The 25,398-nt window shown below is 73.2% G+C and carries 22 protein-coding genes; 11 read left to right on the forward strand and 11 right to left on the reverse strand.

Annotation, left to right across the window (positions count from 1 at the left end):
* Window positions 1-11 precede the first annotated feature (11 nt).
* From ACWAT2_RS09875 to ACWAT2_RS09890, 4 genes are read right to left on the reverse strand one after another with little or no spacing between them, the layout of a single operon-like run.
* Complete coding sequence (locus ACWAT2_RS09875) at window positions 12-1,214, reverse strand: MFS transporter (RefSeq protein ID WP_402375333.1); 1,203 nt, start codon at window positions 1,212-1,214, stop codon at window positions 12-14.
* A gap of 35 nt (window positions 1,215-1,249) precedes the next feature.
* Window positions 1,250-1,570 carry an AzlD domain-containing protein gene (locus ACWAT2_RS09880; RefSeq protein WP_402375331.1) on the reverse strand — a complete coding sequence of 107 codons (321 nt, stop codon included), beginning with the start codon at window positions 1,568-1,570 and terminating at the stop codon, window positions 1,250-1,252.
* A complete protein-coding gene (locus tag ACWAT2_RS09885; RefSeq protein WP_402375329.1) occupies window positions 1,567-2,280 on the reverse strand; it encodes an AzlC family ABC transporter permease in 714 nt (237 codons plus the stop codon). Before ACWAT2_RS09885 ends, ACWAT2_RS09880 begins: the two co-directional genes overlap by 4 nt.
* A gap of 25 nt (window positions 2,281-2,305) precedes the next feature.
* Entirely contained in the window at window positions 2,306-3,772 is a 1,467-nt protein-coding gene (locus ACWAT2_RS09890; protein ID WP_402375327.1) for an NAD-dependent succinate-semialdehyde dehydrogenase, read from the reverse strand.
* 143 nt (window positions 3,773-3,915) lie between these two features.
* Here ACWAT2_RS09890 and dapA point away from each other — a divergent pair, with 143 nt between their 5' ends.
* The 4 genes from dapA to ACWAT2_RS09910 all read left to right on the forward strand — a co-directional run bounded on the left by dapA (window position 3,916) and on the right by ACWAT2_RS09910 (window position 10,296).
* The gene (dapA, locus tag ACWAT2_RS09895) at window positions 3,916-4,839 is read left to right on the forward strand and encodes a 4-hydroxy-tetrahydrodipicolinate synthase (RefSeq protein WP_402375325.1); all 924 of its coding nucleotides are present in this window, start codon (window positions 3,916-3,918) and stop codon (window positions 4,837-4,839) included.
* 21 nt (window positions 4,840-4,860) lie between these two features.
* Complete coding sequence (locus ACWAT2_RS09900; RefSeq protein ID WP_402375323.1) at window positions 4,861-6,546, forward strand: ribonuclease J; 1,686 nt, start codon at window positions 4,861-4,863, stop codon at window positions 6,544-6,546.
* Between the two features lie 171 nt (window positions 6,547-6,717).
* Window positions 6,718-7,410: a DUF4328 domain-containing protein gene (locus tag ACWAT2_RS09905; RefSeq protein WP_402375321.1), complete on the forward strand. Its 693-nt coding sequence runs from the start codon at window positions 6,718-6,720 to the stop codon at window positions 7,408-7,410.
* Window positions 7,411-7,527: 117 nt separating this feature from the next.
* On the forward strand, window positions 7,528-10,296 hold the full coding sequence (locus tag ACWAT2_RS09910) for an FtsK/SpoIIIE family DNA translocase (RefSeq protein WP_402375319.1): 2,769 nt from the start codon (window positions 7,528-7,530) through the stop codon (window positions 10,294-10,296).
* A gap of 3 nt (window positions 10,297-10,299) precedes the next feature.
* Here ACWAT2_RS09910 and ACWAT2_RS09915 read toward each other — a convergent pair whose 3' ends face one another.
* On the reverse strand, window positions 10,300-11,634 hold the full coding sequence (locus ACWAT2_RS09915; RefSeq protein WP_402375317.1) for a CapA family protein: 1,335 nt from the start codon (window positions 11,632-11,634) through the stop codon (window positions 10,300-10,302).
* 109 nt (window positions 11,635-11,743) lie between these two features.
* On the opposite strand from ACWAT2_RS09915, the gene pgsA reads away from it, so the two are divergent.
* The 3 genes from pgsA to ACWAT2_RS09930 all read left to right on the forward strand — a co-directional run bounded on the left by pgsA (window position 11,744) and on the right by ACWAT2_RS09930 (window position 13,328).
* Complete coding sequence (gene pgsA / locus ACWAT2_RS09920) at window positions 11,744-12,334, forward strand: CDP-diacylglycerol--glycerol-3-phosphate 3-phosphatidyltransferase (RefSeq protein WP_402375315.1); 591 nt, start codon at window positions 11,744-11,746, stop codon at window positions 12,332-12,334.
* On the forward strand, window positions 12,331-12,819 hold the full coding sequence (locus tag ACWAT2_RS09925; protein WP_402375313.1) for a CinA family protein: 489 nt from the start codon (window positions 12,331-12,333) through the stop codon (window positions 12,817-12,819). The genes pgsA and ACWAT2_RS09925 overlap by 4 nt, the downstream gene beginning before the upstream one ends.
* A gap of 179 nt (window positions 12,820-12,998) precedes the next feature.
* Window positions 12,999-13,328: a helix-turn-helix domain-containing protein gene (locus ACWAT2_RS09930; RefSeq protein WP_402375311.1), complete on the forward strand. Its 330-nt coding sequence runs from the start codon at window positions 12,999-13,001 to the stop codon at window positions 13,326-13,328.
* Window positions 13,329-13,340: 12 nt separating this feature from the next.
* On the opposite strand, the gene ACWAT2_RS09935 is transcribed toward ACWAT2_RS09930, so the two are convergent.
* The gene (locus ACWAT2_RS09935) at window positions 13,341-14,144 is read right to left on the reverse strand and encodes a DNA-formamidopyrimidine glycosylase family protein (protein WP_402375309.1); all 804 of its coding nucleotides are present in this window, start codon (window positions 14,142-14,144) and stop codon (window positions 13,341-13,343) included.
* A 143-nt stretch (window positions 14,145-14,287) separates the two neighbouring features.
* Between ACWAT2_RS09935 and ACWAT2_RS09940 the strand changes: the two genes are divergently transcribed.
* On the forward strand, window positions 14,288-14,977 hold the full coding sequence (locus ACWAT2_RS09940; RefSeq protein WP_402375307.1) for a DUF998 domain-containing protein: 690 nt from the start codon (window positions 14,288-14,290) through the stop codon (window positions 14,975-14,977).
* Here the strand turns inward: ACWAT2_RS09940 and ACWAT2_RS09945 are convergent.
* Window positions 14,943-19,652, reverse strand: coding sequence for an ATP-dependent helicase (locus tag ACWAT2_RS09945; protein WP_402375305.1), 4,710 nt, complete (start codon window positions 19,650-19,652; stop codon window positions 14,943-14,945). The genes ACWAT2_RS09940 and ACWAT2_RS09945 overlap by 35 nt on opposite strands.
* 60 nt (window positions 19,653-19,712) lie before the next feature.
* Here ACWAT2_RS09945 and ACWAT2_RS09950 point away from each other — a divergent pair, with 60 nt between their 5' ends.
* The 3 genes from ACWAT2_RS09950 (at window position 19,713) to ACWAT2_RS09960 (ending at window position 21,922) form a co-directional block, all read left to right on the forward strand.
* On the forward strand, window positions 19,713-19,946 hold the full coding sequence (locus tag ACWAT2_RS09950) for a DUF3046 domain-containing protein (RefSeq protein ID WP_402375303.1): 234 nt from the start codon (window positions 19,713-19,715) through the stop codon (window positions 19,944-19,946).
* A gap of 205 nt (window positions 19,947-20,151) precedes the next feature.
* On the forward strand, window positions 20,152-21,306 hold the full coding sequence (gene recA / locus ACWAT2_RS09955) for a recombinase RecA (protein WP_402375552.1): 1,155 nt from the start codon (window positions 20,152-20,154) through the stop codon (window positions 21,304-21,306).
* 13 nt (window positions 21,307-21,319) lie between these two features.
* A complete protein-coding gene (locus ACWAT2_RS09960) occupies window positions 21,320-21,922 on the forward strand; it encodes a regulatory protein RecX (RefSeq protein ID WP_402375301.1) in 603 nt (200 codons plus the stop codon).
* A 21-nt stretch (window positions 21,923-21,943) separates the two neighbouring features.
* Here the strand turns inward: ACWAT2_RS09960 and ACWAT2_RS09965 are convergent, their stop codons facing one another.
* The 4 genes from ACWAT2_RS09965 to ACWAT2_RS09980 form a co-directional block, all read right to left on the reverse strand.
* Window positions 21,944-22,900 (reverse strand): amino acid ABC transporter permease, encoded by a 957-nt coding sequence (locus tag ACWAT2_RS09965; protein WP_402375299.1) that lies wholly within the window; start codon window positions 22,898-22,900, stop codon window positions 21,944-21,946.
* Window positions 22,897-23,574: an ABC transporter permease subunit gene (locus ACWAT2_RS09970; protein WP_402375297.1), complete on the reverse strand. Its 678-nt coding sequence runs from the start codon at window positions 23,572-23,574 to the stop codon at window positions 22,897-22,899. Before ACWAT2_RS09970 ends, ACWAT2_RS09965 begins: the two co-directional genes overlap by 4 nt.
* Window positions 23,575-23,693: 119 nt before the next feature.
* Entirely contained in the window at window positions 23,694-24,539 is an 846-nt protein-coding gene (locus tag ACWAT2_RS09975) for a glutamate ABC transporter substrate-binding protein (protein WP_402375295.1), read from the reverse strand.
* Between the two features lie 35 nt (window positions 24,540-24,574).
* Window positions 24,575-25,354, reverse strand: a complete 780-nt coding sequence (locus ACWAT2_RS09980; protein ID WP_402375293.1) for an amino acid ABC transporter ATP-binding protein — start codon at window positions 25,352-25,354, stop codon at window positions 24,575-24,577.
* Window positions 25,355-25,398 lie beyond the last annotated feature (44 nt).

Here is a 25,398-nt window from a genome sequence, read left to right on the forward strand (position 1 = left end):
CTAGGTGCTCGTCAGTCGTCGGCGGGCGCCGCGGCCCGGTGTTGCGGGGGCCGGACCTGGCCCGCCACCGCGAGGCTGAGCACCACGGCGCCGCAGATGACGAGCAGGGCCGAGCGCACGCCCACCTGGTCGGCCAGCAGGCCGAGCAGGGGTGGGGCGGCAAGCATCGCCACGGTCGAGAACGAGGTCGCGACCGCGACGCGGGGCGCGGCGTGGGTAGGTTCGTCGGAGGCCGCGGAGATGGCGATCGGGTTCGCGAGCGCGGCGCCGCAGCCCCAGAGCACGATCCCGGCCCAGGCCAGGGCGAGGGTGGGCGAGAGCCCGAAGAGGAGCAGCCCGAGCAGCGCGGACGCCCCCGACACGCGGAGCACGGTCACCCTCCCGTAGCGGTCGATCAGGCCTGTGCCCGCGAACCGGACGACGGTCATCGACGCGACGAACGTCCCGTAGGCGACGGCGCCGACCGCCTCGCGGGCGGCGAACCCGTCGACGACGGCGAGGGACAGCCAGGTCCCGGCGGACCCTTCCGAGAGGGACGCGGCGAGGAGCACCAGACCCACCAGCAGCGTGCGGGGCTCGCGCCAGGCGGCCATGGCGGCTCGCACCCCGCCGCCGCGACGCGCTGGTGCTCCGTCGGCGGGCGCCTGGTCGCGGGGCGGGGCCAACCTCGTCGAGGGGACGACGAGCAGGGCACGCACGACGGTCACGACGGCGACCACCACGACGAGCTGGACGGCGACGTGCGCTCCCGACCAGGCGAAGGCGGCGCCGACGAGCGCACCGAGGGCGGCCCCGACGGAGAACGCCGCGTGGAAGTGGGGGAGGATGGCCCGCCCGACGGCACGTTCCACGCCGGCGGCACTGATGTTGATGGGGATGTTGGTCAGGGCTCCGCACATCCCGTTCAGGCACGCCCCGACGGCGAACAGCGGGATGTTGGCGGTGGTCGTCGCGAGCGCGAGGAGCCCGAAGCCCACCGCGTTGCCCGCCGTGGCCGCGACGAGCGTGCGCCGGCTGCCGAACCGCGCGACGACGGCCCCGGCGACGAGCACCGCGAGGAGCGAGCCGGCTCCGCCGACGACCAGGAGCGAGCCGAGCTGGCCCGCGCTGAGCCCCAGCTCGGACCGGATCGAGGGCAGGCGGCTCATCCAGGACGTGCCCAGCACACCGAACAGCGCGAACTGCGCCATGAGCGACCAGCGGGCGAGAGCCACCTCGGGGCGCGGGGAGGTGGGTCGTGCGCCCGGCCTCAGCCCCACCCGAGCGCCCGCAGGCCGGCGGCGGCGGCCGCCGCGAGCACGACCACCACGATGAACGGCGCCCGCAGGGCCAGGGCGACGGCTGCGACCGCGAGGGCCGGGACGCGGGCGTCGACGACGACCAACGAGCCGTCGGCGAACGTCTGCACGACGACCAACGAGACGAGCAGTGCCACGGTCACGAGCGTCGACGTGCGCTGCACCCGCTGGGTGGCCAGCCAGTGCTCCGGTATCAGGTGGCCGGCGAGCTTCAGGCCGAAGCTGGCGAGCGAGGCGAGGAGCACGGTGATCCACAGCATGGTCGTGGTCATCGGTCGTCCTCGCTGGTCGTGCGGCGCGGTGCGGCAGGGGCGACGGCTCCGGCCACGACGGCGACGGCCGCCGCGGCGAGCACCGGGACCCCGGCCGGCGCGACCGGGACCAGCGCCAGCGTGACCACGACGGCCAGCCCTGCCACGACCTGCGCCCGGCGCTCGGCGAGGCGGGGCCACACCAGCGCGAGGAACGCCGCCCCCGCGGCAGCGTCGAGGCCCCACGCCCGCGGGTCGCCGAGGGCGTCACCGGCCAGCGCACCCGCCAGCGTGAAGGCGTTCCACAGCACGAAGACCCCGACGCCGGCCGTCCAGAACCCGGCGCGGACCGCCGCGGGCGTGCGCTGCCCGACGGCGACCGCCGTCGACTCGTCGATCGTCAGATGGGCGGCTGCCGCCCGGCGCCAGCCCCGCAGGGACAGCAGAGGGGAGACGACGGCGCCGTAGAGCATGTTGCGCGCACCGAGCAGCGTCGACGTCGCCACCGCCGCGACGGGCGACCCGCCGGCGGCGACGACGCCGATGAGGGCGAACTGGGAGCCGCCCGTGAACAGCAGGAGGCTCAGGACGGCGGTCTGCGCCACGGTCAGGCCGGCGACCACGGCCAGGGCGCCGAACGAGATCCCGTACAGGCCCGTGGCCACGGCCACGCTGACGCCCTGCCGGACGGCGGCGGAGACCTCGGGAGAGGATGGACGGCTCACGGCCACAGGAAACCATGGTCCGGGGGGCTCGTCACAACGCGACGTACACCGTCTCCAGGTACTCCTCCAGTCCGGCTGCCCCGCCCTCGCGACCCAGACCGGACAGCTTGACCCCGCCGAACGGTGCGCTCGCGTCCGAGACCATGCCGCGGTTGATGCCGATCATGCCCGCGTCGATCTCGTGCGCGGCCCGCATCGCGAGGTCCACGTCGCGGGTGTAGGCGTAGGCGGCGAGGCCGTACTCGGTCCCGTTGGCCAGGGCGATCCCCTCGTCGACGTCGTCGAAGGCGACGACGGGCGCGACGGGGCCGAAGATCTCCTCGGTGACGCAGCGGGCGTCGGCAGGGGTGCCCGCGAGCACGGTGGGGGAGTAGAAGTAGCCCTTGCGGTCCGGCCGCGCGCCACCCGCGACCGCACGCGCACCGCGATCGGTCGCGTCGGTCACGAGCTCGTCGACCTTGTCGACGGCGCTCGCGCCGATCAGAGGGCCGACGTCGTGTCCCTCAGCACCCGGACCCACGCTCAGCCCGGCGAACCGCTCGGCGAGCCGTTCGGCGAACTCGTCCGCGAGCGAGCCGTGCACCAGGAAGCGGTTGGCCGCGACGCAGGACTGTCCGCCGTTGCGCAGCTTGGCGACCATCGCGCCCTCCACGGCTGCGTCGAGGTCGGCGTCGGCGAAGACGACGAACGGCGCGTTGCCGCCCAGCTCCATGGAGCAGTTGAGCACCTGCTCGGCGGCCTGCCCGAGCAGGACCCGCCCGACGCCCGTCGACCCTGTGAACGAGAGCTTGCGCAGGCGGCCGTCGGCGATCACCGGCTCGGTCACCGTCTTCGCCGACGACGTGGGCACCACGTTCACCACGCCGGTGGGCAGGTCCCGTGCGGCGAGCTCCGCACGGAGGATCTCGGCGACCGCCATGGTGGTCAGCGGCGTGAGCTGCGCGGGCTTGATCACCACCGGGCACCCCGCGGCGAGGGCGGGTCCGATCTTGCGCGTGGCCATGGCGATCGGGAAGTTCCACGGCGTGATCAGCAGCGACGGGCCGACGGGCCGGCGGTGCACGAGCTGGTGGTTGCTCCCGGCCGGCGCGGTGCGCATCATCCCTGGCGCCCGCACCGCCTCCTCCGCGAACCAGCGGAAGAACTCGGCACCGTACGCGACCTCGGCCCGGGACTCGGCGAGCGGCTTGCCGCCCTCCGCGGTGATGAGTGCGGCGAGCTCGTCGGTGCGCTCCACGATCGCCTCGAAGCAGGCCCGCAGCAGCTCCGAGCGGTCTCGGGGCGGTACCGCGGCCCAGGCCGGCGCGGCGTCGTGCGCGGCCGCCAGGGCGGCGATGCCGTCGTCGCCCGTGCCGTCCGCCACGCTCGTCAGGACCTCTTCGGTGGCGGGGTCCACGACCTCGAAGGTGGAGCCGCCCGATGCCGGTCGCCACTCGCCGCCGACGAGGACCTGGGTCGGGGCGTCACGCACGGAGGAGAGGGTCGTCGTCGCAGTCATACCATCCAGTATGTGCGGGCACCGGGTCGCCGCAACAGCCCTGGCAGGCGGCGCACGGCACCCTGGCACGACGTCTCATCCCGCCGGTCGCGAACCCGTGGACAGGGGCACCAGGAAGGGGTACCGAACGGTACGGTGTCCCCATGACGCTGCCCGGCACCCCTGCGCGCCCTTTCGGCGCGGTTCTCACCGCGATGGTCACGCCCATGACGAGCACCGGGGAGATCGATCTGAAGGCCGCGGCGTCGCTGGCGCGGCGCCTGGTCGACGAGGGGAACGACGGCCTCGTGCTGTCGGGGACCACGGGCGAGGCGCCCGCGACCCACACCCCCGAGAAGGCGGCGCTCGTGCGCGCCGTCGTCGACGCCGTCGGCGACCGTGCGGCGGTGCTCTCCGGGGCCGGGTCGAACGACACGGCGCACGCCGTGCGCATGGCCGAGCAGGCTGCGGAGGCCGGCGCGGACGGCCTGCTCGTCGTCTCGCCGTACTACTCCCGCCCGACGCAGGAGGGCCTCTACCGCCACTTCGCAGCGGTCGCGGACGCGACCGAGCTGCCCGTCATGCTGTACGACATCCCGGGCCGTGCGGGCGTGCGCATCGCGCCGGCGACGTACGAGCGCATCGCCGCGCACCCGCGGGTGGTCGCGACCAAGGATGCCACCGGCGACCTGACCGGCGTCCCCGCGCTGCGTGCCGCCACGGGTCTCGCCTGGTACTCGGGCGACGACACGCTGCTGCTGCCCTTCCTCTCCCACGGTGGTGCCGGGATCGTCTCCGTCTCCGCCCACGTGGTGGCCGGGCAGTTCGCCGAGGTCGTGCGGCGCTTCGACGCCGGAGACCACGCCGGCGCGCTCGAGACCTTCTGCACGACGCTGCCCGTCATCGCCGCCATCAACGGTGCCGGTGCCCAGGCCGGCATGACCAAGGCCGCCCTCGAGCTGCTCGGTGCCGTGGGCAACCGCGAGCTGCGCCTGCCGAACGTCGCCGCCACCGACGCCGACGTCGCCATGATGCGCGCCGCCCTCATCGCCGGCGGTGTCCTGGACGCCGCCACCACCGTCCCGTAACCCCACAGGCCAGGAGGCCACGTGAGCCACCCTCACCCCGAACTCCCTCTTCCTCCCGAGCTGCCCGCCGGCGGGCTGCGCATCGTGGCGCTCGGCGGGCTCGGCGAGGTCGGCCGGAACATGGCCGTCCTCGAGTACGACGGCCGGCTGCTGATCATCGACTGCGGCGTCCTGTTCCCCGAGGACCACCAGCCCGGCGTCGACCTGATCCTGCCGGACTTCGAGTACCTCTCCGGCCGGCTCGACGACATCGAGGCGATCGTCCTCACCCACGGCCACGAGGACCACATCGGCGCCGTGCCCTACCTGCTGCGGCGCCGTCGCGACATCCCGATCTACGGCTCGCAGCTCACGCTCGCGTTCCTCGAGGCGAAGCTGAAGGAGCACCGCATCAAGCCGGTGACGCGGGTCGTCGCCGAGAACGACACGGTGCGGCTCGGCGTCTTCGGCCTCGAGTTCGTCGCCGTCAACCACTCCATCCCCGACGCGCTCGCCGTGGCCGTCACCACGGGTGCGGGCACGGTCCTGCACACCGGCGACTTCAAGATGGACCAGCTCCCGCTGGACGGCCGTGTCACGGACCTGCGGGCTTTCGCGCGCCTGGGTGAGCAGGGTGTCGACCTCTTCATGGTGGACTCCACCAACGCCGAGGTCCCGGGCTTCGTCACCCACGAGGTCGAGATCGGGCCCGTCCTGGACAGCGTGTTCGCCCAGGCGGAGAAGCGCATCGTCGTTGCCTCGTTCTCCTCGCACGTCCACCGCGTCCAGCAGGTCCTCAACGCCGCCCACACGCACGGGCGCAAGGTCGCGCTCGCGGGTCGCTCGATGATCCGCAACATGGGCATCGCGGCCGAGCTCGGCTATCTCGACGTGCCGCCCGGAGTGCTCGTCGACCTCAAGCGGACCGGCGACATCCCGGACGACGAGCTGGTGTACATGTGCACCGGCTCGCAGGGCGAGCCGATGGCGGCGCTGAGCCGGATGGCGAACGGCGACCACCGCGTCAAGATCGGGCACGGCGACACGGTGATCCTCGCCAGCTCCTTGATCCCCGGCAACGAGAACTCCGTGTTCCGAGTCATCAACGGCCTCACGCGGCTCGGCGCACGCGTCGTGCACTCGGGCAACGCGAAGGTCCACGTCTCGGGCCACGCCAGCGCGGGCGAGCTGCTCTACTGCTACAACATCATCAAGCCCCAGAACGTCATGCCCGTGCACGGCGAGGTGCGGCACCTCGTGGCCAACGCGGCGCTCGCGGTGAAGACCGGCATCCCCGCCGACCGCGTCGTGCTGGCGGAGGACGGCGTCGTCGTGGACCTGGTCGACGGGCGCGCCACCGTGGTCGGTGCCGTGCCCTGCGGGTACGTGTTCGTCGACGGGTCGTCGGTCGGCGAGGTCACCGAGAACGAGCTCAAGGACCGCCGGGTGCTCAGCGAGGAGGGCTTCGTGTCCGTCTTCGCCGTCGTGGACTCGGCCACCGGCAAGGTGCTCGCGGGCCCGCAGATCCTCGCGCGCGGCATGGCCGAGGGCGCGGCGGTCTTCGACGAGATCCAGCCGGACGTCGTCAAGGCGCTCGAGGACGCGATCGCCGGGGGCGCGACCGACACCCACCAGCTGCAGCAGGTGATGCGGCGCGTCATCGGCCAGTGGGTCAACCGGCGGCTGCGCCGTCGTCCGATGATCGTCCCGGTCGTCGTCGAGGCCTGAGCCGACGAGGGACCTTCGGTCGACCCTCGATCGACCCGCGGCGACCTGCATGCGCCAGTTTGCGCTATCCTCGCGCGACTTGTCCGTCTTGTGGAGGAACAGATGTCCGATCCTGACCCTTTCGCTCCGCCGTCGGTCACGCCAGCGCGCGCGACCCCTCCGGCCCGTCCCGTGGAGCCCACGTACGGGGCCTACGCTCCGGTGTCGCCGTCGGGTGGCAGGACGTCCGGCCCTTCGGACCCGTGGGGCCAGCCGGCGCCGACCCGGGTCGCTCCGACGGGGCTGGCGACATGGTCCGTCGCGCTGGCGTCCGCCTGGGGGCTGGTCCAGGTGCTGATGTTCGCGTCGTCGTCCGGCGCGGCCCAGGAGTTCAGCCGTGCCGTCGACGCGGGGGCGAGCCCCGGCGACGTCTGGACCACCTACGACAGCTTCGCCACCCTGCTGCAGCCCGTGCAGCTCGCAGCGTTCGTCGTCACGTGCCTCTGGCTCCACCGCAGCCGTCAGATCGCCGTCGCCGCGCGGCCGCAGGAACGGCACGTCCGGGGCGTCGTGTGGATCTGGCTGGGCTGGTTGGTGCCGGTGGTGTCGTTGTGGTTCCCGTACCAGGTCGTGCGGGACGTGCGTCAGGGGACCACCGGCCTGCGGCGGATGCCGGGGCTCGGGCTGTGGTGGGTGAGCTGGCTCGTCATGCTGTGGGCGTCGAACAGGGCGGCGTTCATCACCTCCGGGTTCAGCCGGTCCGACCCCGGGCTGCTTCCCGTGCTGGACGGCGTCGCGACCGCCGCGGTCGCCGTCGCCCTGGTGCTGTGGATCCGCGTCGTCCGCGAGGTCACGGCCGCGCAGCGGTCACTCCCGGCCGGCTGACGGGGGCCGGGGCCGCCCGGCGGCTGACGCACGTGACCGTGCTCACGCCCGGCGGGTGTGACACGCGCCCGCGACCTGCGGCGCCGGGCGGAGGCGCCCGGGTACGGTGAGAGGATCATGGCGACCCGGACGACCGCCCGGAAGAACTCCGGGGCTGCGCGGGGCGGGGCACGGACGGGGCGGCGCGCCTCGTCGTCCGCCTCGGGACGTGGCGCGTCCGCACGGTCGTCGTCGGCCCGCTCAGGAGCCTCGCGCGGTGCGCGGGCGTCCGGGCGGCGACCGGCCCGCAGCGGTCCGCCGTGGCCGGTCCGGATGGTGCGTGGTGCCTACCTGGGCGTCGCGCACGGCCTGGGCACCGTGACACGCACGATCACCAAGGGAGCGAGAGACCTGGAACCGGAGCACCGTCGGGACGGCGTCGCCTTCTTCCTCATCGCCGTCGCGCTCGTCGTGGCCGCGCGCGAGTGGTGGGGGATCCCCGGGACGTTCGGTCTGGTCGTCCATGCCGTCGTGGCGGGCACCGTGGGCCTGGCCGGCGTGGCCGTCCCGGTGCTGCTGATCTGGCTAGGGGTCCGGGTGATGCGGCACCCCGAGCGCGGCCGCGCGAACTCTCGCGTCGCCATCGGGCTGAGCCTCCTCGTCGTCTCTGTCTGCTCGCTGGTGGCGATCGCCGAGGGGACCCCGTCGCCGCGTGACGGCTTCGCGCAGGTGCAGGAGGCCGGCGGCATCATCGGCTACCTCGCCGCGACCCCCGTCGTCATCGGGGTCACCACCTGGGTGGCGGTCCCGCTCTTCCTCCTGCTCGGCTTCTTCGGGCTGCTCGTCGTCACCGCGACGCCCGTCCACCGCATCCCCGAACGGGTGCGCGGCCTGTACGACCGCCTGACCGGGAACCACCACGAGGACGAGGCGTCCGACGACCGGCTGCGGCTCGCCGACGGCGTCTCGGCGCACGACGGGTCGGACGACGCGGCCACGCCGCGCAAGCGGCGCAAGCGCCGCACCAAGGCCGAGCGTGCGGCGGACGCCGCCGCGGCCGAGCTGGACCAGTACGCCGGCGACGAGGCCTTCGAGAAGGCCGCCACGCTCGACCCGGCCGGGAGCCCGAGCTCGGCCGGGCGCCGCAAGGGTGACGGCACGGCCGCCACGCAGCGGGTGCCGTCCGGGACAAAGCCTTCCGGCACCATCGTCCCGGCCGCCGCGGCGGACGCCCCGCGCAGCGCACCCGAGCCGTCGCCCGCCCCGGCAGGTCGCGCGGAGCAACCGATGCTCTCAGGCGACACGGTCTACCTGCTGCCGAGCGAGGAGGCCCTGGTCGAGGGCGCGCCCCACAAGACGCGCTCCGCGGTGAACGACCGGGTCGTCGAGTCGCTGACCAAGGTCTTCGCCGACTTCGGCGTGGACGCCGAGGTCACGAACTTCACCCGCGGCCCCACGGTGACCCGGTACGAGGTCGAGGTCGGCGCGAAGACGAAGGTCGAGCGCATCACCTCGTTGTCCAACAACATCGCCTACGCGGTGGCGAGCGCCGACGTGCGGATCCTGTCGCCCATCCCGGGCAAGTCGGCGATCGGCATCGAGATCCCCAACTCGGACCGCGAGACGGTGGTCCTCGGCGACGTCCTGCGCTCGTCGGCGGCACGCCGCACCGAGCACGCGATGGTCATGGGCGTCGGCAAGGACGTCGAGGGCGGGTTCGTGGTCGCCAACCTGGCGAAGATGCCGCACATCCTCGTTGCGGGTGCGACCGGCGCCGGCAAGTCGAGCTTCATCAACTCGATGATCACCTCGATCCTCATGCGGGCGACGCCGGAGCAGGTGCGACTGGTCCTGGTGGACCCCAAGCGTGTCGAGCTGACGATCTACGAGGGCATCCCGCACCTCATCACCCCCATCATCACGAGCCCCAAGAAGGCGGCCGAGGCGCTCGAGTGGGTCGTGCGCGAGATGGACGCCCGGTACGACGACCTCGCGACGTTCGGCTTCAAGCACATCGACGACTTCAACGCCGGGGTCCGCTCCGGCAAGGTCAAGCCCTTGCCGGGCTCGGAGCGCAAGATCGCTCCGTACCCGTACCTGCTGGTCGTCGTCGACGAGCTGGCGGACCTGATGATGGTCGCCCCCCGGGACGTCGAGGCCTCGATCCAGCGCATCACCCAGCTGGCACGTGCGGCCGGGATCCACCTGGTCCTGGCGACGCAGCGGCCGTCCGTCGACGTCGTCACGGGGCTGATCAAGGCCAACGTGCCATCGCGGCTCGCGTTCGCGACGTCCTCGGTCACCGACTCGCGCGTCGTGCTGGACCAGCCGGGGGCCGAGAAGCTCATCGGCCAGGGTGACGCCCTGTTCCTGCCGATGGGGGCCGCCAAGCCGATGCGTGTGCAGGGGGCCTGGGTCACCGAGTCCGAGGTGCACGCCGTCGTCGAGCACGTGAAGTCGCAGCTCAAGCCGGTCTACCGCCAGGACGTCACGGCGCCGGCCGCCGCGAAGAAGCAGATCGACGACGACATCGGCGACGACCTCGACCTGCTCCTCCAGGCGGCGGAGCTGGTGGTCTCCACGCAGTTCGGCTCCACGTCGATGCTGCAGCGCAAGCTGCGGGTCGGCTTCGCGAAGGCGGGGCGGCTCATGGACCTCCTCGAGTCCCGCGAGATCGTGGGGCCGTCGGAGGGCTCGAAGGCTCGCGAGGTACTGGTGCAGCCCGACGATCTACCCGCCGCGCTCGCCCTGATCCGTGGGGAATCAGCCCCGGCGCCGGCCTACGACCAGGAGTCCGACGACGGGACGGCGGACCCGTACGCCGAGGGCACGGACTCGCACCGGCCCCCGGTCGCCACCGACTACCACGACGGTGCGGACACCGACGCGCAGGACCCGGTGCGCTGAGCCCTACCGCTCGGGCCGGGGCGAGTGCTGGTCGTCGTCGGCGTCCGCCGCGTCCTCGCGGGGGAGCACCACCGGTTCGTCGCCGGTCGGGTCGGACGGCCGGGTGCGTTCCCGGGCCGTGTCGCGGACGGCGTCCTCGACACGATCCTGGCGGTCGGCCAGCTCCGCCGACGAGAGGGTCGTGCTGCCCGGGTCCTCCAGCACGTCGGGCAGCGCGTGCACCCGGTGCCCGGCCGCGATGTCGACGGTGGTCCCGGTCCATCTCACCTTGCTGACCAGGGTGGGTCCGGACGGGCGTTCCTGGGCGAAGGTCGCGGACAGCAGCACGCCGTTGCTCGTGCGGGCGTCGCAGCACGCCGCGCTCTGGTTCGACAGCAGGTTCCCCAGACCGTAGGCCACCCACATCCCGCTGCCGTCGGGACCGCCGTCGACGCGCTCGACGCGCTGCGGCACGTGCGCGTGGTGGCCGATCACCAGGTCCACCGCGCCGGAGGTGCCGAGCTCGGCGACCACGTCCACCTGCTCGTCGGTGAGGTCCTCCGTGTACTCGACGCCTGCGTGCAGGCTGACCAGCACGACGTCAGCACCCTCCTCGCGGGCGCGCCGTGCGTCGTCGACGAGCCGCTCGGCGTCGATGAGATCGACCGCCCACCGTGCCGCGGGCGGCATCGGCAGACCGTTGAGGCCGTACGTCGCCGAGAGATGGGCCACGGTCAGCGTGCGGCCCGACCGATCCAGCTCGTACCGCTGCGGCGCGGACTGCTCGGTCTCCGAGCGGGCCGTGCCCACGTGCCCGAGGCCGGCGTCGTCGAAGGCGTCGAGAGTGGCGACCACACCGTCGTAGGCGCGGTCGACCGAGTGGTTGGAGGCGGTCGAGCACCCGTCCCAGCCCTGGGCGGCGACCGCGTCCACGAGGCCTGCGGGCGCGCCGAACATCGGGTAGCCGCTCGGGGCCGTGCCGGGCGGGGCGACCGGGACCTCCATGTGGCACAGCGCGAGGTCGGCCCCCGCCACCCACGGGTCGAGGCCGGCCAGCAGCCCGGCGAAGTCGCTTCCGCCCCCGGCGGACCGGACCACCGGCCCGTGCGGGAGCAGGTCGCCCGCCGCGAGGACCGTGAACGTCGCCGGCGGCACGGGTTCCGGCGGCGACTCCTTCGCGACGGCAGGGTCCGGCGACGCCGTGACGGTCCCCGGGCCGGCCGGGTCGTCGGCGACGATCTGGCACGACGTGACGACGCCGAGCGCGATGGTCGCGACCACGGCGACGCGGACCAGGGCCGCGGCGGGCGCGCCTCGGTCGCGCGCGTGCGCCGGTCCACGGAGCCTCGTGTGCTGCACCCCGCGAGAGTACCGGGCCTCCGGCCGCGCGGGTCGCGGGCCGGCAGGGGCGCACCGGGTGAAGCGACCGGCGGGATCCGGCCGTCACCCGCCCCAGTAGGCTGGACGGATGGACGCCACACCCTCACCGTGGAACATCGCGAACCTCGTGACCATGGTGCGCATCGCCCTCGTGCCGGTCTTCGCGTGGGCGCTGCTCGTCGACGACGGTCAGTCCGTGACCTGGCGCCTCGTGGCGACCGTCATCTTCGCCGTGGCCGCCGTGAGCGACCAGGTCGACGGTCATCTCGCCCGTTCCCGGGGCCTGGTCACCGACCTGGGCAAGATCCTCGACCCGATCGCCGACAAGGCCCTCGTGGGCGCGGCGCTCGTGCTGCTCTGGTGGCCGCTCGACGAGCTGCCCTGGTGGGTGCCCGCCGTCATCCTGGTGCGTGAGCTGGGGATCACCGTGATGCGCATGGGGATGCTGCGATACGCGGTGATGCCGGCCTCGCGCGGCGGCAAGATCAAGACGGTGCTGCAGATCGCGGCGATCCTGCTCTTCCTGCTCCCGCTGGACCACCTCCACGCGTCGGTCCTGGTCCTCGCATGGGTGGTGATGGGCGCCGCCGTCGCCGTCACCGTCGTCACGGGGCTCGACTACCTCGTCCAGGGGTGGCGCATCCGCCGTGACGCGCAGCGTTCGGAGCCCGCCGGGTGAGGGCTCGGACGCTGCTCTCGTACGCCGCGGCGCAGGGCTGGACGATCGGCGTCGCGGAGTCGCTGACCGGCGGGCTCGTCACGGCGTCGCTGGTCGAGGTGCCCGGCGCGTCGACGGTGGTCCGCGGCGGTGTCGTCGCCTATGCGACCGAGCTCAAGGCAACGCTGCTGGGGGTGGACGCCGGCCTGCTCGACGAGCGTGGCGCCGTCGACCCGGACGTGGCCGAGGCGATGGCGCGCGGCGTGCGGCAGGCGACCGGCGCCGACGTCGGTCTCGCGACGACGGGGGTGGCCGGGCCCGACCCGCAGGACGGCAGACCGCCCGGCCTGGTGTTCGTCGCGGTGGTGACCCCCGTGGCGTCGGCGGTGCGCCGGTTCGAGCTCGGCGGCGACCGTGCCGCCGTCCGCCGCGGGGCCGTGGACGCGGTTCTGACGCTCGCCGAGGAGCTGGTCGATGGTGAAGGATCCGTGTCGGCCGGGCGGTGATCCGAGGTGCGCCCGGGCGCCGGGAACACCGGAGGGGGGCCGGGCGTTGGGCAGGTGTGATCGCAGACAGGCCACGAACCCGTATCGATGCGCGTCCCGGTCGACGCGCGCCACACCGCTCGGGGTACGGTAGTGCCACCCCTCGATACGGGGTGGCGGACGAAGGAAGGGGGCGCGACATGATCGTCCTACGACGAGAGATCGGTGACGTGCTGCGCGACGCGCGGCAGCGTCAGGGGCGCACCCTGCGTGAGGTGTCCTCGGCGGCACGGGTCTCGCTGGGCTATCTCAGCGAGGTCGAGCGCGGCCAGAAGGAAGCCTCCTCGGAGCTGCTCGCCTCGATCTGCGAGGCCCTGGACGTGCCGCTGTCGCTCGTGCTGCGCGAGGTCAGCGACAAGATCGCCGTCGCCGAGGGCCTGCACGTGCCGGACACCATCCCGGCCGACGTGCTCGCGGGGATGTACTCCCGCGGCACCGCCTCGCGCGAGGACCTGACGCCGGTCGGCTGAGGCGCGACCGGCTCAACGGGCCGGAGCGTCGCTCGCCTGGCACGTCGGGCACCAGAAGACCGGACGTTCGTACGGAGGCTCGTTGGCCTGCCCGACGGCGACGGACGTCCGGCATCGGCGGCACGGCCTGCCGAGCTGTCCGTGCACCGCGCGGGGCACCTCCTGCAGCCCGCGAGAGCGACCGATGTCGACGCTGCGTCCCATGAGCCGTCGAGCCGTGGCCAGCAGCCGACGGTGCGCCGCGTCGTCCAACGCTTCCGCCGGGGTCCAGGGCCACAGGCGCGAGGCGTACAGCGACTCGGCCATCCAGATCGTGCCCAGGCCGGCGACGACGCCCTGGTCGAGCAGCACGTCGCACAGTGGCCGAGGGCCCTGCTCACGCATCCGGCGCACGGCTTCGTCCAGGCCGTCGCCGGGGAAGTCGTCCGCCAGCACGTCCGGTCCCAGGTGGGCGAGCAGGTGCGGCTCGTCACGGGTCCGCAGCAGGTCGAGCATGCCGAGACGCCACCCCACGCAGGTCCAGCGCGTCGTGGCCAGGACGGCGCGTATCTCAGGCCGTCGTGCCGCCGCGGCGCGCCCGCCCGTGCGCTCGACCCGCCACGAGCCGTCCATCCGCAGATGCGTGTGCAGCGTCCGGCCGTCGTCCAGCCGGGTCAGGACGTGCTTGCCGTAGGCCGTGCACGACGTCACGGTGCGGCCGACGAGATCTGCTCCCGCAGCGCTGGGCCAGCGAAGCTCCGCGCGCACGAGCGGCGAGCCGCGCAGCGCCTGGTCGAGCCGGTCCGCGGTCAGCCGCAGGACGTCACCTTCGGGCACCTGACCCTCCCTTCCTGGTGGACTCAGGGTGCCACGGTCACCCGTCAGGGACGGACCAGGGAGGTACCCGATGGATCGGCGCGGACTTTTCGGACATCCTTGGGTCCATGTCTCCCCTTGCACCAGAATCTCGCCCTGCCCAGGTGGCTCGTGGCAGCGTGCGCACCGTCGGATGGTTCGGTGCGGTGGCGCTCGGCGCGATGGTCGCCGCACACGTCCTCGGTGCCGGCGTCGTGGATCCCGTGGTCGATCCCGTGAGCTTCTACGCGTTCGTCTCCGGCGGTGGCGAGGCGATCCTGCTCGGTGGGACGGTGCTCGCGCTCGTCGGGCTCGTGGTGGTGGCACGGGCATACCGGTCGGGGTTGGCGGTCGGCCCGCTGCCGGGTGCCGCGATGGTCGTCTTCGCCGTCGCGATGGTGCTGGTGGGAGTGTTCCCGACGGACCCGCCGGGGGTGGAGACGACCTTGTCCGCCGCGGTGCACCGCACGAGCGCGGCAGCGGCGTTCGTGGTGCTGCCGGTGGTGGGCCACTGCGTGGCGCGGCAGGTCGGTGCGCCCCGCTCGGCCGCGCCGCGGCGGCTGCAGCGTGCGACGACCGCGTTGGCGATGCTGGTCGCGACGTTCCTGGCCGTCCACCTGCCGCTCGCCGCGGTCGGTTCGGGGATCGTGGCCTTCGGCCTGCTCGAGCGCGTGGGTTTCGTCCTCATGATCGGGTATCTGTTCCTCCTCGCCGACATCGTCGACCGGGAGCCGCCGGACACCTCCGACGCCGCGCTGCCGACCGCCGTCGCGGCGCCTGTCAGCGAGCCGCGACCCGTAGACCTTGTGGCGTGATCCCGAAGCCGTGGTCGAGCAGGGCTGCGGCGGCCGGTCCACGATCCCGGGCGGCGGTCAGTGCGGGCGTGCCGTCGATGCGCTGGACCAGCACCTTGCCCAGCCGCCCCGTGCCGGCCGCCTCGGCGAGGACGGCGGCAGCCGGGGCGAGCTCGGCGGCGTCGTCGGTGAAGGACAGCAGGGTGCGCCCACCCCGTTCCACGTAGAGCGTGAGCGACCCGCCCGTGAGCACGACGACGGCTCCCGCCTTGCGGCCCGGGCGGTGCACGGGGGAGTCGCTCGACCCGGTCGATGGCCGTGGCCAGGCCAGGGCGGCGCCGTAGGGGTTGGCCGGGTCCGTGGCCGCGAGCAGCACGGCACGACGCGTCGCGTCCGGGTCGGCGCGCAGACGGTCGCGCTCCGCGGCGTCGACCCGCAGCTGGTCGACGGCTCCGGGGAGCGCGAACTGGGATCCGCCGAGGCGTTCGACGAAGTAGCCACGGCGCACCGCGCCCCGCTCCTCGAGGCCGGACAGCACGCGGTAGACCTCTCGGAACTGCCCCGTCACTCCCTCGGAGGGCGCCACGGCACGTGTGAGCACGCCGTGCCGATCCAGCAGCACCTGCGTCAGCGCGTGAGTGCGCAGGGTCGGGTCTGCCTCGCGCACCGGCAGCGCCGACCATCGACCACCACCGCCGCGTGGTGCCACCGGTCGGGCGAGGGCGAACCGTGACCGGCGGACGGGGCGGGCGCGCGCCGGCGTGCGCGGTGCTCGGTGCACGCCCCCGCGGGGGCCGACCCGCTCGCGGAGCACCGCCAGCCCGTCGTTCGTGACGTGCCCGGCCCACACCAGGTCCCACAGGACCTCCAGGGTGTCCTGCGGCGCGGCGTCCGCCAGCTCGGCCAGCCGCGGCAGGAAGTGTCCGCCGGAACCGGAGAGCAGGTCGAGCACCACCCGGTGCAGGTCGGTGTCCAGCGGGCCGTCGGGCGCGAGGTCGGACGGCGCGGCGAGCGTGAGCGGCGCGTCGTCGCTCAGGTGCAGGCTCACCATCCCGTCCCCGCCTCCGCCGGCCAACGAGGCGTGCCCGGCCCACAGCACCTCACCGGTGGTGGTCAGCTCGTCGAGGAGTGCGGGGGAGTAGTCGGCCACGCGCGCAGGCAGCACGAGGGTCTCCAGGGCGGAGGCGGGCACGGCGGAACCGGCCAGCTGCTCCACGACCCGCAGGACGCCGTCGGTGCCTCGTAGCGGCGAGGACGTGACCCCTTGCCAGCGAGGCAGGAAGACGCCGAGCGCCTCGGGCTCGACCGGTTCCACCTCGGCCCGCAGGGCGGCCAGGGAACGGCGGCGCAGGGTGCGCAGGACACGCGGGTCGCACAGGTCGTCGCCGGTGCCGCCGAGGACCTCCGGCCGCAGGGCGCCCCGGACCAGGAGCCCGTCCGCCTCGAGCCTCGCGACCACGGTGGCGACGACCGCGACCCCGAGGCCGAACCGGCGCGCGACGTCGGTGACGGTGAACGGACCGTGCGTCCGGGCGTGCCGGCGCACGAGGTCACCCAGGGGATCGGGCACCGGCGTGGTGTGGGCCTCGGCCAGACCGGCGGGCAGGGCTGCGCCGAGGGCGTCGCGCAGCCGCGCCGCGTCCTCGACGACGGCCCACTGCTCGCCCCCGGCCAACCGGACGGGGAAGATCCGTCGCGCCCGGGCCAGTTCGTCGAGCCAGGCGCCCACGTCGTCGCGTGCGTCCTCACGGGTGCGCTCGCGCAGCGCGGCCACGGGGTGCGGGCCGGTCCGGCGCAGCAGGTCCCACACACCCTCGGCGTCCTTGGCCTGCCGTGCGGGGTCCAGGCCCTGCAGCTCCGCCTCGGTGCGTTCGACGGCGGCGGGGTCGAGGAGATCGGCGAGGTCGGTCGCCCCTTGTTCGCCGAGGAGCTCGGCCAGCAGCGCCGGGTCGAGGGACAGCGCGGCCGCACGTCGCTCGGCGAGCGGCGCATCGCCGTCGTACAGGAACTGTGCTGTGTAGCCGAACAGCAGGGACCGGGCGAAGGGCGACGGTTCGGGCGTGGTCACCTCGACCAGACGGACGCGGCCGGCGGCCAGGTCGGTCATGAGCGTGCGCAGGGCCGCGACGTCGAAGTCGTCCTGGAGGCACTCCCGGGCAGCCTCGAGCATGATCGGGAAGTCGGGGTGGGCGGAGGCGACCTGCAGCAGCTGGGCGGCGCGCTGGCGCTGCTGCCACAGCGGGGACCTCCGGTCGGGCCGACGGCGGGGCAGCAGCAGGGCGCGGGCCGCCGCCTCCCGGAAGCGCGCGGCGAAGAGCACCGAGGAGCCGAGCTCGGTGCGCACGGTGTCGGTCACCTCCTCGGGGTCGAGGAGGAGGTCCTCGGTAGTGACGACGGGCTCCGCACCGGCGTCGCCGGCCTCCACGTCCCAGGGCGAGTCACCGGGCAGGCGCAGCACGATGCCGTCGTCACCCGGCATCGCGGCGACGTCGGCACCCAGGCGATCCCGCAGCCGGGCGGCGACGGCGAGCGCCCACGGCGCGTGCACCCGGGCGCCGAGCGGCGAGTGCACCACCACCCGCCAGTCGCCGAGCTCGTCCCGGAACCGCTCCACCACGACCGTCCGGTCGTCCGGCAATCGCCCCGTGGCGGCGCGCTGCTCGGTGAGGTAGCCCGCCAGGTTGTCCGCGGCCCAGGCGTCCAGCCCGGCGTCCCGCAGGTGCGCACGGCCGGCCTGAGGGTCGGCGGCCAGCGCCTCGTCGGCCTCGCGGACGAACGCTCCGACGGCGCGGCCCAACGGCGCGGGGCGCCCGGGGGCGTCGCCCTTCCAGAACGGCAGCCGCCCGGGCAGGCCGGGTGCCGGCGTGACGACCACGCGGTCCGGCGTGATGTCCTCGATGCGCCACGTCGAGGACCCGAGCGTGAACGTGTCGCCCGCCCGGGACTCGTAGACCATCTCCTCGTCCAGCTCGCCGACCCGCTTGCCGCCGCGACCGCCGTCGTCCCCTGCCAGGAAGACACCGTAGAGCCCGCGGTCGGGGATGGTCCCGCCGCTCGTGACCGCCAGGCGCTGGGCCCCGGGGCGCGCGGAGAGGCCGCCGGTGATCCGGTCCCAGACGATCCGGGCGCGCAGCTCGCCGAACTCCTCGCTCGGGTAGCGTCCGGCGAGCATGTCCAGGACGGCGTGCCAGGTGGCGTCCCCGAGCCCCGTGAACGGTGCGGACCGGCGCACGAGCGCCAGGAGGTCGTCGACGGGCCAGTCGTCGACGGCCAGGGCGGCCACCACCTGCTGGGCGAGGACGTCCAACGGGTTGGTCACCACGTGCAGCGGCTCGATGTCCCCGTCCTGCATGCGCTGCGCGACGACGGTGGCCGGGACGAGGTCACCGCGGAAGGTGGGCAGCACGACACCCCGTGACACGGCGCCCACCTGGTGGCCGGCGCGGCCGATGCGCTGCAGCCCGCTGGCGACCGACGGCGGCGCACCGACCTGGACCACGAGGTCGACGGCGCCCATGTCGATGCCGAGCTCGAGGGACGACGTCGCGACGACGGCGGGCAGCACCCCTGCCTTGAGGTCGGACTCGGTGCGCGTGCGCTCGGCCCGGCTCATGGACCCGTGGTGGGCACGCGCCAGCACGGGCGCGTCGTCGGGGCGGGACGAGGCCGTGCCCGACTGCCCGGGCGTCAGCGCGGCCTGCTCCGCGCCGGGGTCGGGGAGGGTGAGCCCCTGCCGTTCGGCCCACGTCTCGTTGATCCGCGCCGTGAGCCGTTCGGCCCCGCGCCGCGAGTTGGTGAACACGAGGGTCGACCGGTGCGCCGCGACGAGGTCGACCACCCGGTCGGTGACGTGCGGCCAGACCGAGGCCTGGCGCTGCGGTCCCGCCGCTGCACCGGTCAGGTCCGGCTCGTCCGTCCCGCCGAGGTCCGTCAGGTCGGGGACGGGGACGGCGACCTGGAGGTCCCAGCGCTTGTCGGCCGGTGGTTGCACCACGACGACCTCGCGCCCGCCGTCCGCCCGGGCGCGGCCGCCACCCAGGAACCCGGCGACCTCGTCCACCGGGCGGACGGTGGCGGAGAGCCCGATGCGCTGGGCCGGTCGGTCCAGCAGCTCGTCGAGCCGCTCCAGCGTGAGAGCGAGGTGCGCACCGCGCTTGGTCCCGGCGACGGCGTGGATCTCGTCGACGATCACCGTCCCGACACCGGCCAGCCCTGTCCGTGCCGCCGAGGTCAGCACGAGGAACAGCGACTCGGGGGTGGTCACGAGGACGTCCGGGGGGCGGGTGGCGAACGCCCGGCGCTCGGACGCCGGGGTGTCACCCGTGCGCATGCCGACCGTCACCTCGTGGGCGACCCCGCCGTCGCGCGCGGCGGCATGGCGGATGCCGGCGAGCGGAGCGCGCAGGTTGCGCTGGACGTCCGCCGCGAGAGCCTTGAGCGGGGAGACGTAGAGCACCCGGCAGCGACGGGCCGGGTCGCGCGGCGGGGGAGCGGACGCCAACCGATCGATCGCCCAGAGGAACGCCGCCAGCGTCTTCCCGGAGCCGGTCGGTGCGACCACCAGGGCGTGGTGGTCGTCGCCGATGGCGTCCCAGGCGCCCGTCTGCGCCGCCGTCGGCCTCGCGAACGCGCCGCCGAACCAGGCCCGGGTGGGGGGCGCGAACCGGGTGAGCGGGTCGTCGGAGGTCGTGGCCACCGCCCCATCGTGCACCGCGACACCGACAGCCGCGCGCTGCCGACGTGGCACCCTGGGGGAGTGCGCTACTCAGACTTCTCCCAGCTCGTCGACGAGGTCTTCGGCCGGGCCCTCGGCCGCACGCTCGTCCGGGAGCAGGTGCTGCCACGCCTCGGCGACCGGACGCCGGCCGAGGCGCTCGCCGCCGGCGTCGAGCCCCGGGACGTGTGGCACGCGCTCTGCGACGCGCTCGACGTGCCCGCGGACCGGCGCTGGGGCACCGACCGGAACCGGCAGGCGCCGCCGCCGCGCTGAGGTGCCCCGCCGACACGCCGGTCTCCGACCCCGGGGATCGAACACGCGTTCGGGTAGAGTGTGACCACAGCAGGACGTCTGCGGCCCGTCGTCCACAGGCCGGCGGGTGGTGCGGATCGTTGTCGGTGGCCCCGAGTACGGTCGTCGCAACATGAACAGCAAGCCGAAGGCGCGCGGCCGCGCCCAGAACCCGAAGGTGACCAACATGCCAGCATCGGAAGACCGCGAGAAGGCTCTCGAAGCCGCGCTCGCCCAGATCGACCGCAGCTTCGGCAAGGGCTCCGTCATGCGCCTGGGCCAGGAGGGGCGCGCCCCGGTCGAGGTCATCCCGACCGGGTCGATCGCGCTCGACGTCGCGCTCGGCATCGGAGGACTGCCCCGCGGGCGTGTCGTCGAGGTCTACGGCCCGGAGTCCTCCGGCAAGACGACCATCGCGCTGCACGCGGTGGCCAACGCCCAGCGGAACGGCGGCATCGCGGCGTTCGTGGACGCCGAGCACGCCCTGGACCCGGACTATGCGAAGAAGCTCGGCGTCGACACCGACGCGCTGCTCGTCTCGCAGCCGGACACCGGTGAGCAGGCCCTGGAGATCACGGACATGCTCATCCGGTCGGGCGCCATCGACATCATCGTGATCGACTCCGTCGCGGCCCTCGTGCCCAAGGCGGAGATCGAGGGCGAGATGGGCGACAGTCACGTGGGCCTGCAGGCGCGGCTCATGTCGCAGGCGCTGCGCAAGATCTCCGGCGCCCTGAGCTCCTCGGGCACCACGGCGATCTTCATCAACCAGCTCCGCGAGAAGATCGGAGTCTTCTTCGGCTCCCCTGAGACGACCACGGGTGGCAAGGCGCTGAAGTTCTACGCCTCGGTGCGCATGGACATCCGCCGGATCGAGACCCTCAAGGAGGGGACCGACGCGGTCGGCAACCGCACGCGGGTCAAGGTCGTCAAGAACAAGATGGCGCCGCCGTTCAAGCAGGCCGAGTTCGACATCCTCTACGGCGTCGGGATCTCCCGCGAGGGTGGCCTGATCGACATGGGCGTGGAGCACGGGTTCGTGCGCAAGTCCGGGTCCTGGTTCACCTACGACGGGGACCAGCTCGGGCAGGGCAAGGAGAACGCCCGCGCCTTCCTGCGCGACAACCCCGACCTGGCCAACGAGCTCGAGAAGCGGATCAAGGAGAAGCTCGGCGTCGGTGCTGCGGTCGACGCCCCCGCCGAGGGTGACGGCACGGAGCCGGTGACCGACGCTGCGGCGTCGACGGCCTCGGTGGCGAGCCCGGACGACGGCAAGACGCCGGCGAAGGCCAAGGCGGCGACCCGGTCGGCCGCGGCCAAGGCGAAGAAGGCGCCGTTCTGACGGGCGCGCGCTGATGGCCTGGGACCAGCGCCAGGGCGGTCGCGGCGAGGGGAAGCGTCGCGGCCGCCCGAACGTCGCGGAACGTCTCGACACGGGGGAGCTCTCTGTCGAGGAGGCGGTGGAGCTGGCCCGCGAGGCCGTGCTGCGGTCCCTCACGGCAGCACCCAAGAGCCGTGCCGAGCTCGAACGGTCGCTGACGCGCAAAGGGTTCCCCGAACATGTCGTGGACCCGGTGCTCGACCGGTTCGAGGAGGTCCGTCTCATCGACGACGTCGAGTACGCCGAGATGATCGTCCGGACCCGTCACACCGAGAAGGGCCAGGCGCGGCGGGCGATCTCGGCGGAGCTGCACCGCCGCGGCGTCGACACCGAGACCGCCGCCGTGGCCCTCGAGCAGATCGACGCCGACGACGAGCGCGCAGCTGCCGCCGAGCTCGCCCGCAAGCACGTGGCGCGGACGCGCGGGCTCGACCGCGACAAGCGGGTCCGTCGGGCCGTCGGATCGCTCAGCCGCAAGGGCCACAACCCGTCGGTGGCGTTCGCCGCGGTGAAGGAGGCTCTCGCCGCCGAGGGGGATGAGCTCGACGAGCTCGACGACGTCTTCCTCGGCGACTGACGGCAGCGGACGCGCGGACGCCTAGGACCAGCGTGTCGGGTGGTCCCGGTCGCCGGGGCCTGTACCGGGGGCACCGGGGCCCTCGTCGAGGCGCGCAGCAGGGCCGGTGGCGACCGCGGTAGCTCCCGCTCCCACACCGGCGTCCAGCCCGGCGGCCATCGTCCCCGTCTTGCCCGACGTCCGCCGCAGCGTACGGCTGAGCCGCTCCGCCAGCTTCGACAGGCTGTAGTTGACGACGATGAAGAGGACGGCCGCCACCGTGAGCGCCTGCAGGATGTTGCCCTGGCCGGAACCGAGGCGACGTGCGTGCTGCAGGAGCTCGCTGTAGGAGATGATCGCGCCGAGCGCTGAGTCCTTGAGCACCACGACCAGCTGCGAGACGAGCGCAGGCAGCATCGCCACCAGCGCCTGCGGCACCTCGACCGAGCGCAGCGACTGACCTCGGGTCAGGCCCACGGAGAGCGCTGCCTCCCGCTGCCCGCTCGGCAGACCGTGGACGCCGGAGCGCACCAGCTCGGCGACGACCGACCCGTTGTAGAGGACGAGCGCGATGACCACGCCCCAGAACGAGGAGTTCTCCACGCCTCCGTTGGCGAGCAGCAGCCAGAAGAACACCATCATGAGCAGCACCGGCACCGCGCGGAAGAACTCCACGATCGTGCCGCACACCGTGCGGACCAGGAGGTGTGACGACAGGCGGCCCACTCCGAAGAGGAGGCCGAAGACCATCGCACCGACGATCGCCAGCGCAGCGGCGCGCAGGGTCGCCAGGAACCCGGGCCAGTAGTAGTACGCCCACGCGTCGGCGTCGACGGCGTGCAGCCACAGTGTCGGGTCGAGCTGGCCCTTCTCGGCGAGCCGGAGCAGGACGAGGGCGATGACGCCGGCGACGATCACGGCGCCGACGAGGTTGCCGAGCAGGATGCGCCGACGGGCTCGCGGGCCCGGTGCGTCGAACAGGACGGACTGGGCGTTCATCGGGACACCGCCAGGCTCCTCGAGAGAGATGTGGTCAACAGCCCCACCGGCGTCACGAGGATCACGTACCCGATCGCGAAGGTGAAGAAGATCGCGTAGATGTAGTCGGACCGGAACTCGATCATCGTTTTCATCACCGATGACGTCTCCGTGGCGACCGAGGCTGCCGCCGCCACCGTCGTGTTCTTGATCAGCGCGATGAGGACGTTGCCCAGCGGCGCGATGGCGCCGCGGAAGGCCTGCGGGAGGATGACGAGCCAGGCCGCGGGGAGGAACGACAACCCGATGGAGCGCGCCGCCTCGGCCTGGCCCACCGGCACCGTGTTCACCCCCGAGCGGATCGCCTCGCACACGAAGGCCGCGTGGTAGACGGACAGCCCGATGACGGCGAGCCAGAAGAAGTTCGTGTTGAAGTCGGTCGAGAGCGACAGGTCGAGCTGACCCCAGGCGCCGAGCACCATGAAGACCATGATGATCGTCAGGGGCATGTTCCGGAACACCGTGACGTAGGTGGTGCCGGCCCACTGGAGGCTGCCGATCGGCGAGATGCGGAACAACGCCAGCACGGACCCCAGGGCGAGGGCCAGCAGAGCGGCCCAGAACGCGAGCTGGATGTTCACCCAGAACGCGCCGAGCACGTCGTACTCGCGGACGATGTCGAGGTACTCCTGCACGCGGCAGTCGCTCCTTCGGAGGGTAGGTCGGTCGAGGGCAGTCGGTACGGCGTCGCCTGCCGGGTGGCCCGGGCCCGCCACGCTGAGCGTGGCGGGCCCGGGCCCCGGTCAGCGCTGCGTCACGCGTCGCAGGGCTCGTACTCCGGCGGGTTGAGGTCGGCGTTCGGGACGTACCCGGTGCCCTCGGTCGCGGCGTCGAGCGCCTCCTGCCAGGCGCCGTCGTCGACCATCTTGGTGATGGCCTCGTTGATGGCCTCGCACTGGTCGGACCCCTGCGGGATGCCGACGCCGTACAGCTCCTCGGAGAAGGTGTTGCCGACGACCTTCACCTGGCCGGCGTTGGACGGCTGCGCGCCCAGGCCCGCCAGGATGACGTCGTCGGTGGTGACCGCGTCGACCTGGCCTGCGACGAGGGCGGTCACGCACTCGGCGTAGCCCGGCTGCTCGAGCAGGTTGACGCCCTCGGAGTACTCGTCCTTGATCCGCTGGGCGGAGGTCGAACCGGTGACGGAGCACAGGTTCTTGCCGTCGAGGGTGTCCGGGCCGGTGATGTCCGTGTTGTCGGCGGCGACCAGGAGGTCCTGGCCGGCCACGAAGTACGGTCCGGCGAAGGAGACCTGCTCGCGCCGCTCGTCGGTGATCGAGTAGGTCGCGAAGATCATGTCGACCTGGCCGGTGGACAGCAGCGTCTCCCGCTGGGCGGACGGCGCCTCCGTCCAGGTGATCTGGTCCTCGGAGTAGCCGAGCTCGCCGGCCACGTACTTGGCGACCTCGACGTCGAAGCCGGAGGGCGTGTCACCCTCCATGAACCCGAGGCCCGGCTGGTCGAACTTGATGCCGATGGTGACCGATTCGCCGCCGCCCTCGGCCTCGCCGCCGCTCGAGCCTCCGTCGTCGGAGCAGGCGGCGAGCGTCAGCGCGGCGGTGGCCGCGAGCGCGATCGCCCCCGTGGTGCGTGTGCGCATGGTGTTCCCTTCGTCGGTTGTGCAGGGTGGGGAAGTCAGTGGGTGAGGATCTTGGACAGGAAGTCCTTGGCGCGGTCGCTGCGCGGGTTCGTGAAGAACTCCTCGGGCGTGGCCTCTTCGACGATCTGCCCGTCGGCCATGAAGACGACGCGGTCAGCGGCCTTGCGGGCGAACCCCATCTCGTGGGTCACGACGATCATCGTCATGCCCTCGTGCGCGAGCTGGACCATCGCGTCGAGCACCTCGTTGATCATCTCGGGGTCCAGGGCCGAGGTGGGCTCGTCGAAGAGCATGACCTTGGGGTGCATCGCGAGCGAGCGGGCGATGGCGACGCGCTGCTGCTGACCGCCGGAGAGCTGGGCCGGCAGCTTGTCGGCCTGGTTCTTGACCCCGACGCGGTCGAGGAGCGCGAGACCCTCCTCGTCGGCCTTGGCCTTGGGGACCCGGCGTACCTTGCGCGGCCCGAGGGTGACGTTCTCGAGCACCGACTTGTGGGCGAACAGGTTGAACGCCTGGAACACCATGCCGACGTCGGCACGGAGGCGGGCGAGGTCGCGACCCTCGGCGGGCAGCGGCTCTCCGTCGATGCGGATGTCGCCGTCGTCGATCGTCTCCAACCGGTTGATCGCGCGGCACAGGGTGGACTTGCCCGAACCCGACGGGCCGATGACGACGAGCACCTCACCCTTGCGCACGGTCAGGTTGATGTCCTGCAGCACGTGCAGGTCACCGAAGTGCTTGTTGACTCGCTCGAGCTCGACGAGCGGAGCACCCAGGTGCTCACCCGCTGCGCGAGCCGATCCGCTGCTATCCATCCCATGAACCTAACCAGTCGAAGTTTCGTTCACCAGCATCGGGA

Source organism: Isoptericola sp. GX10416, from assembly GCF_056590155.1.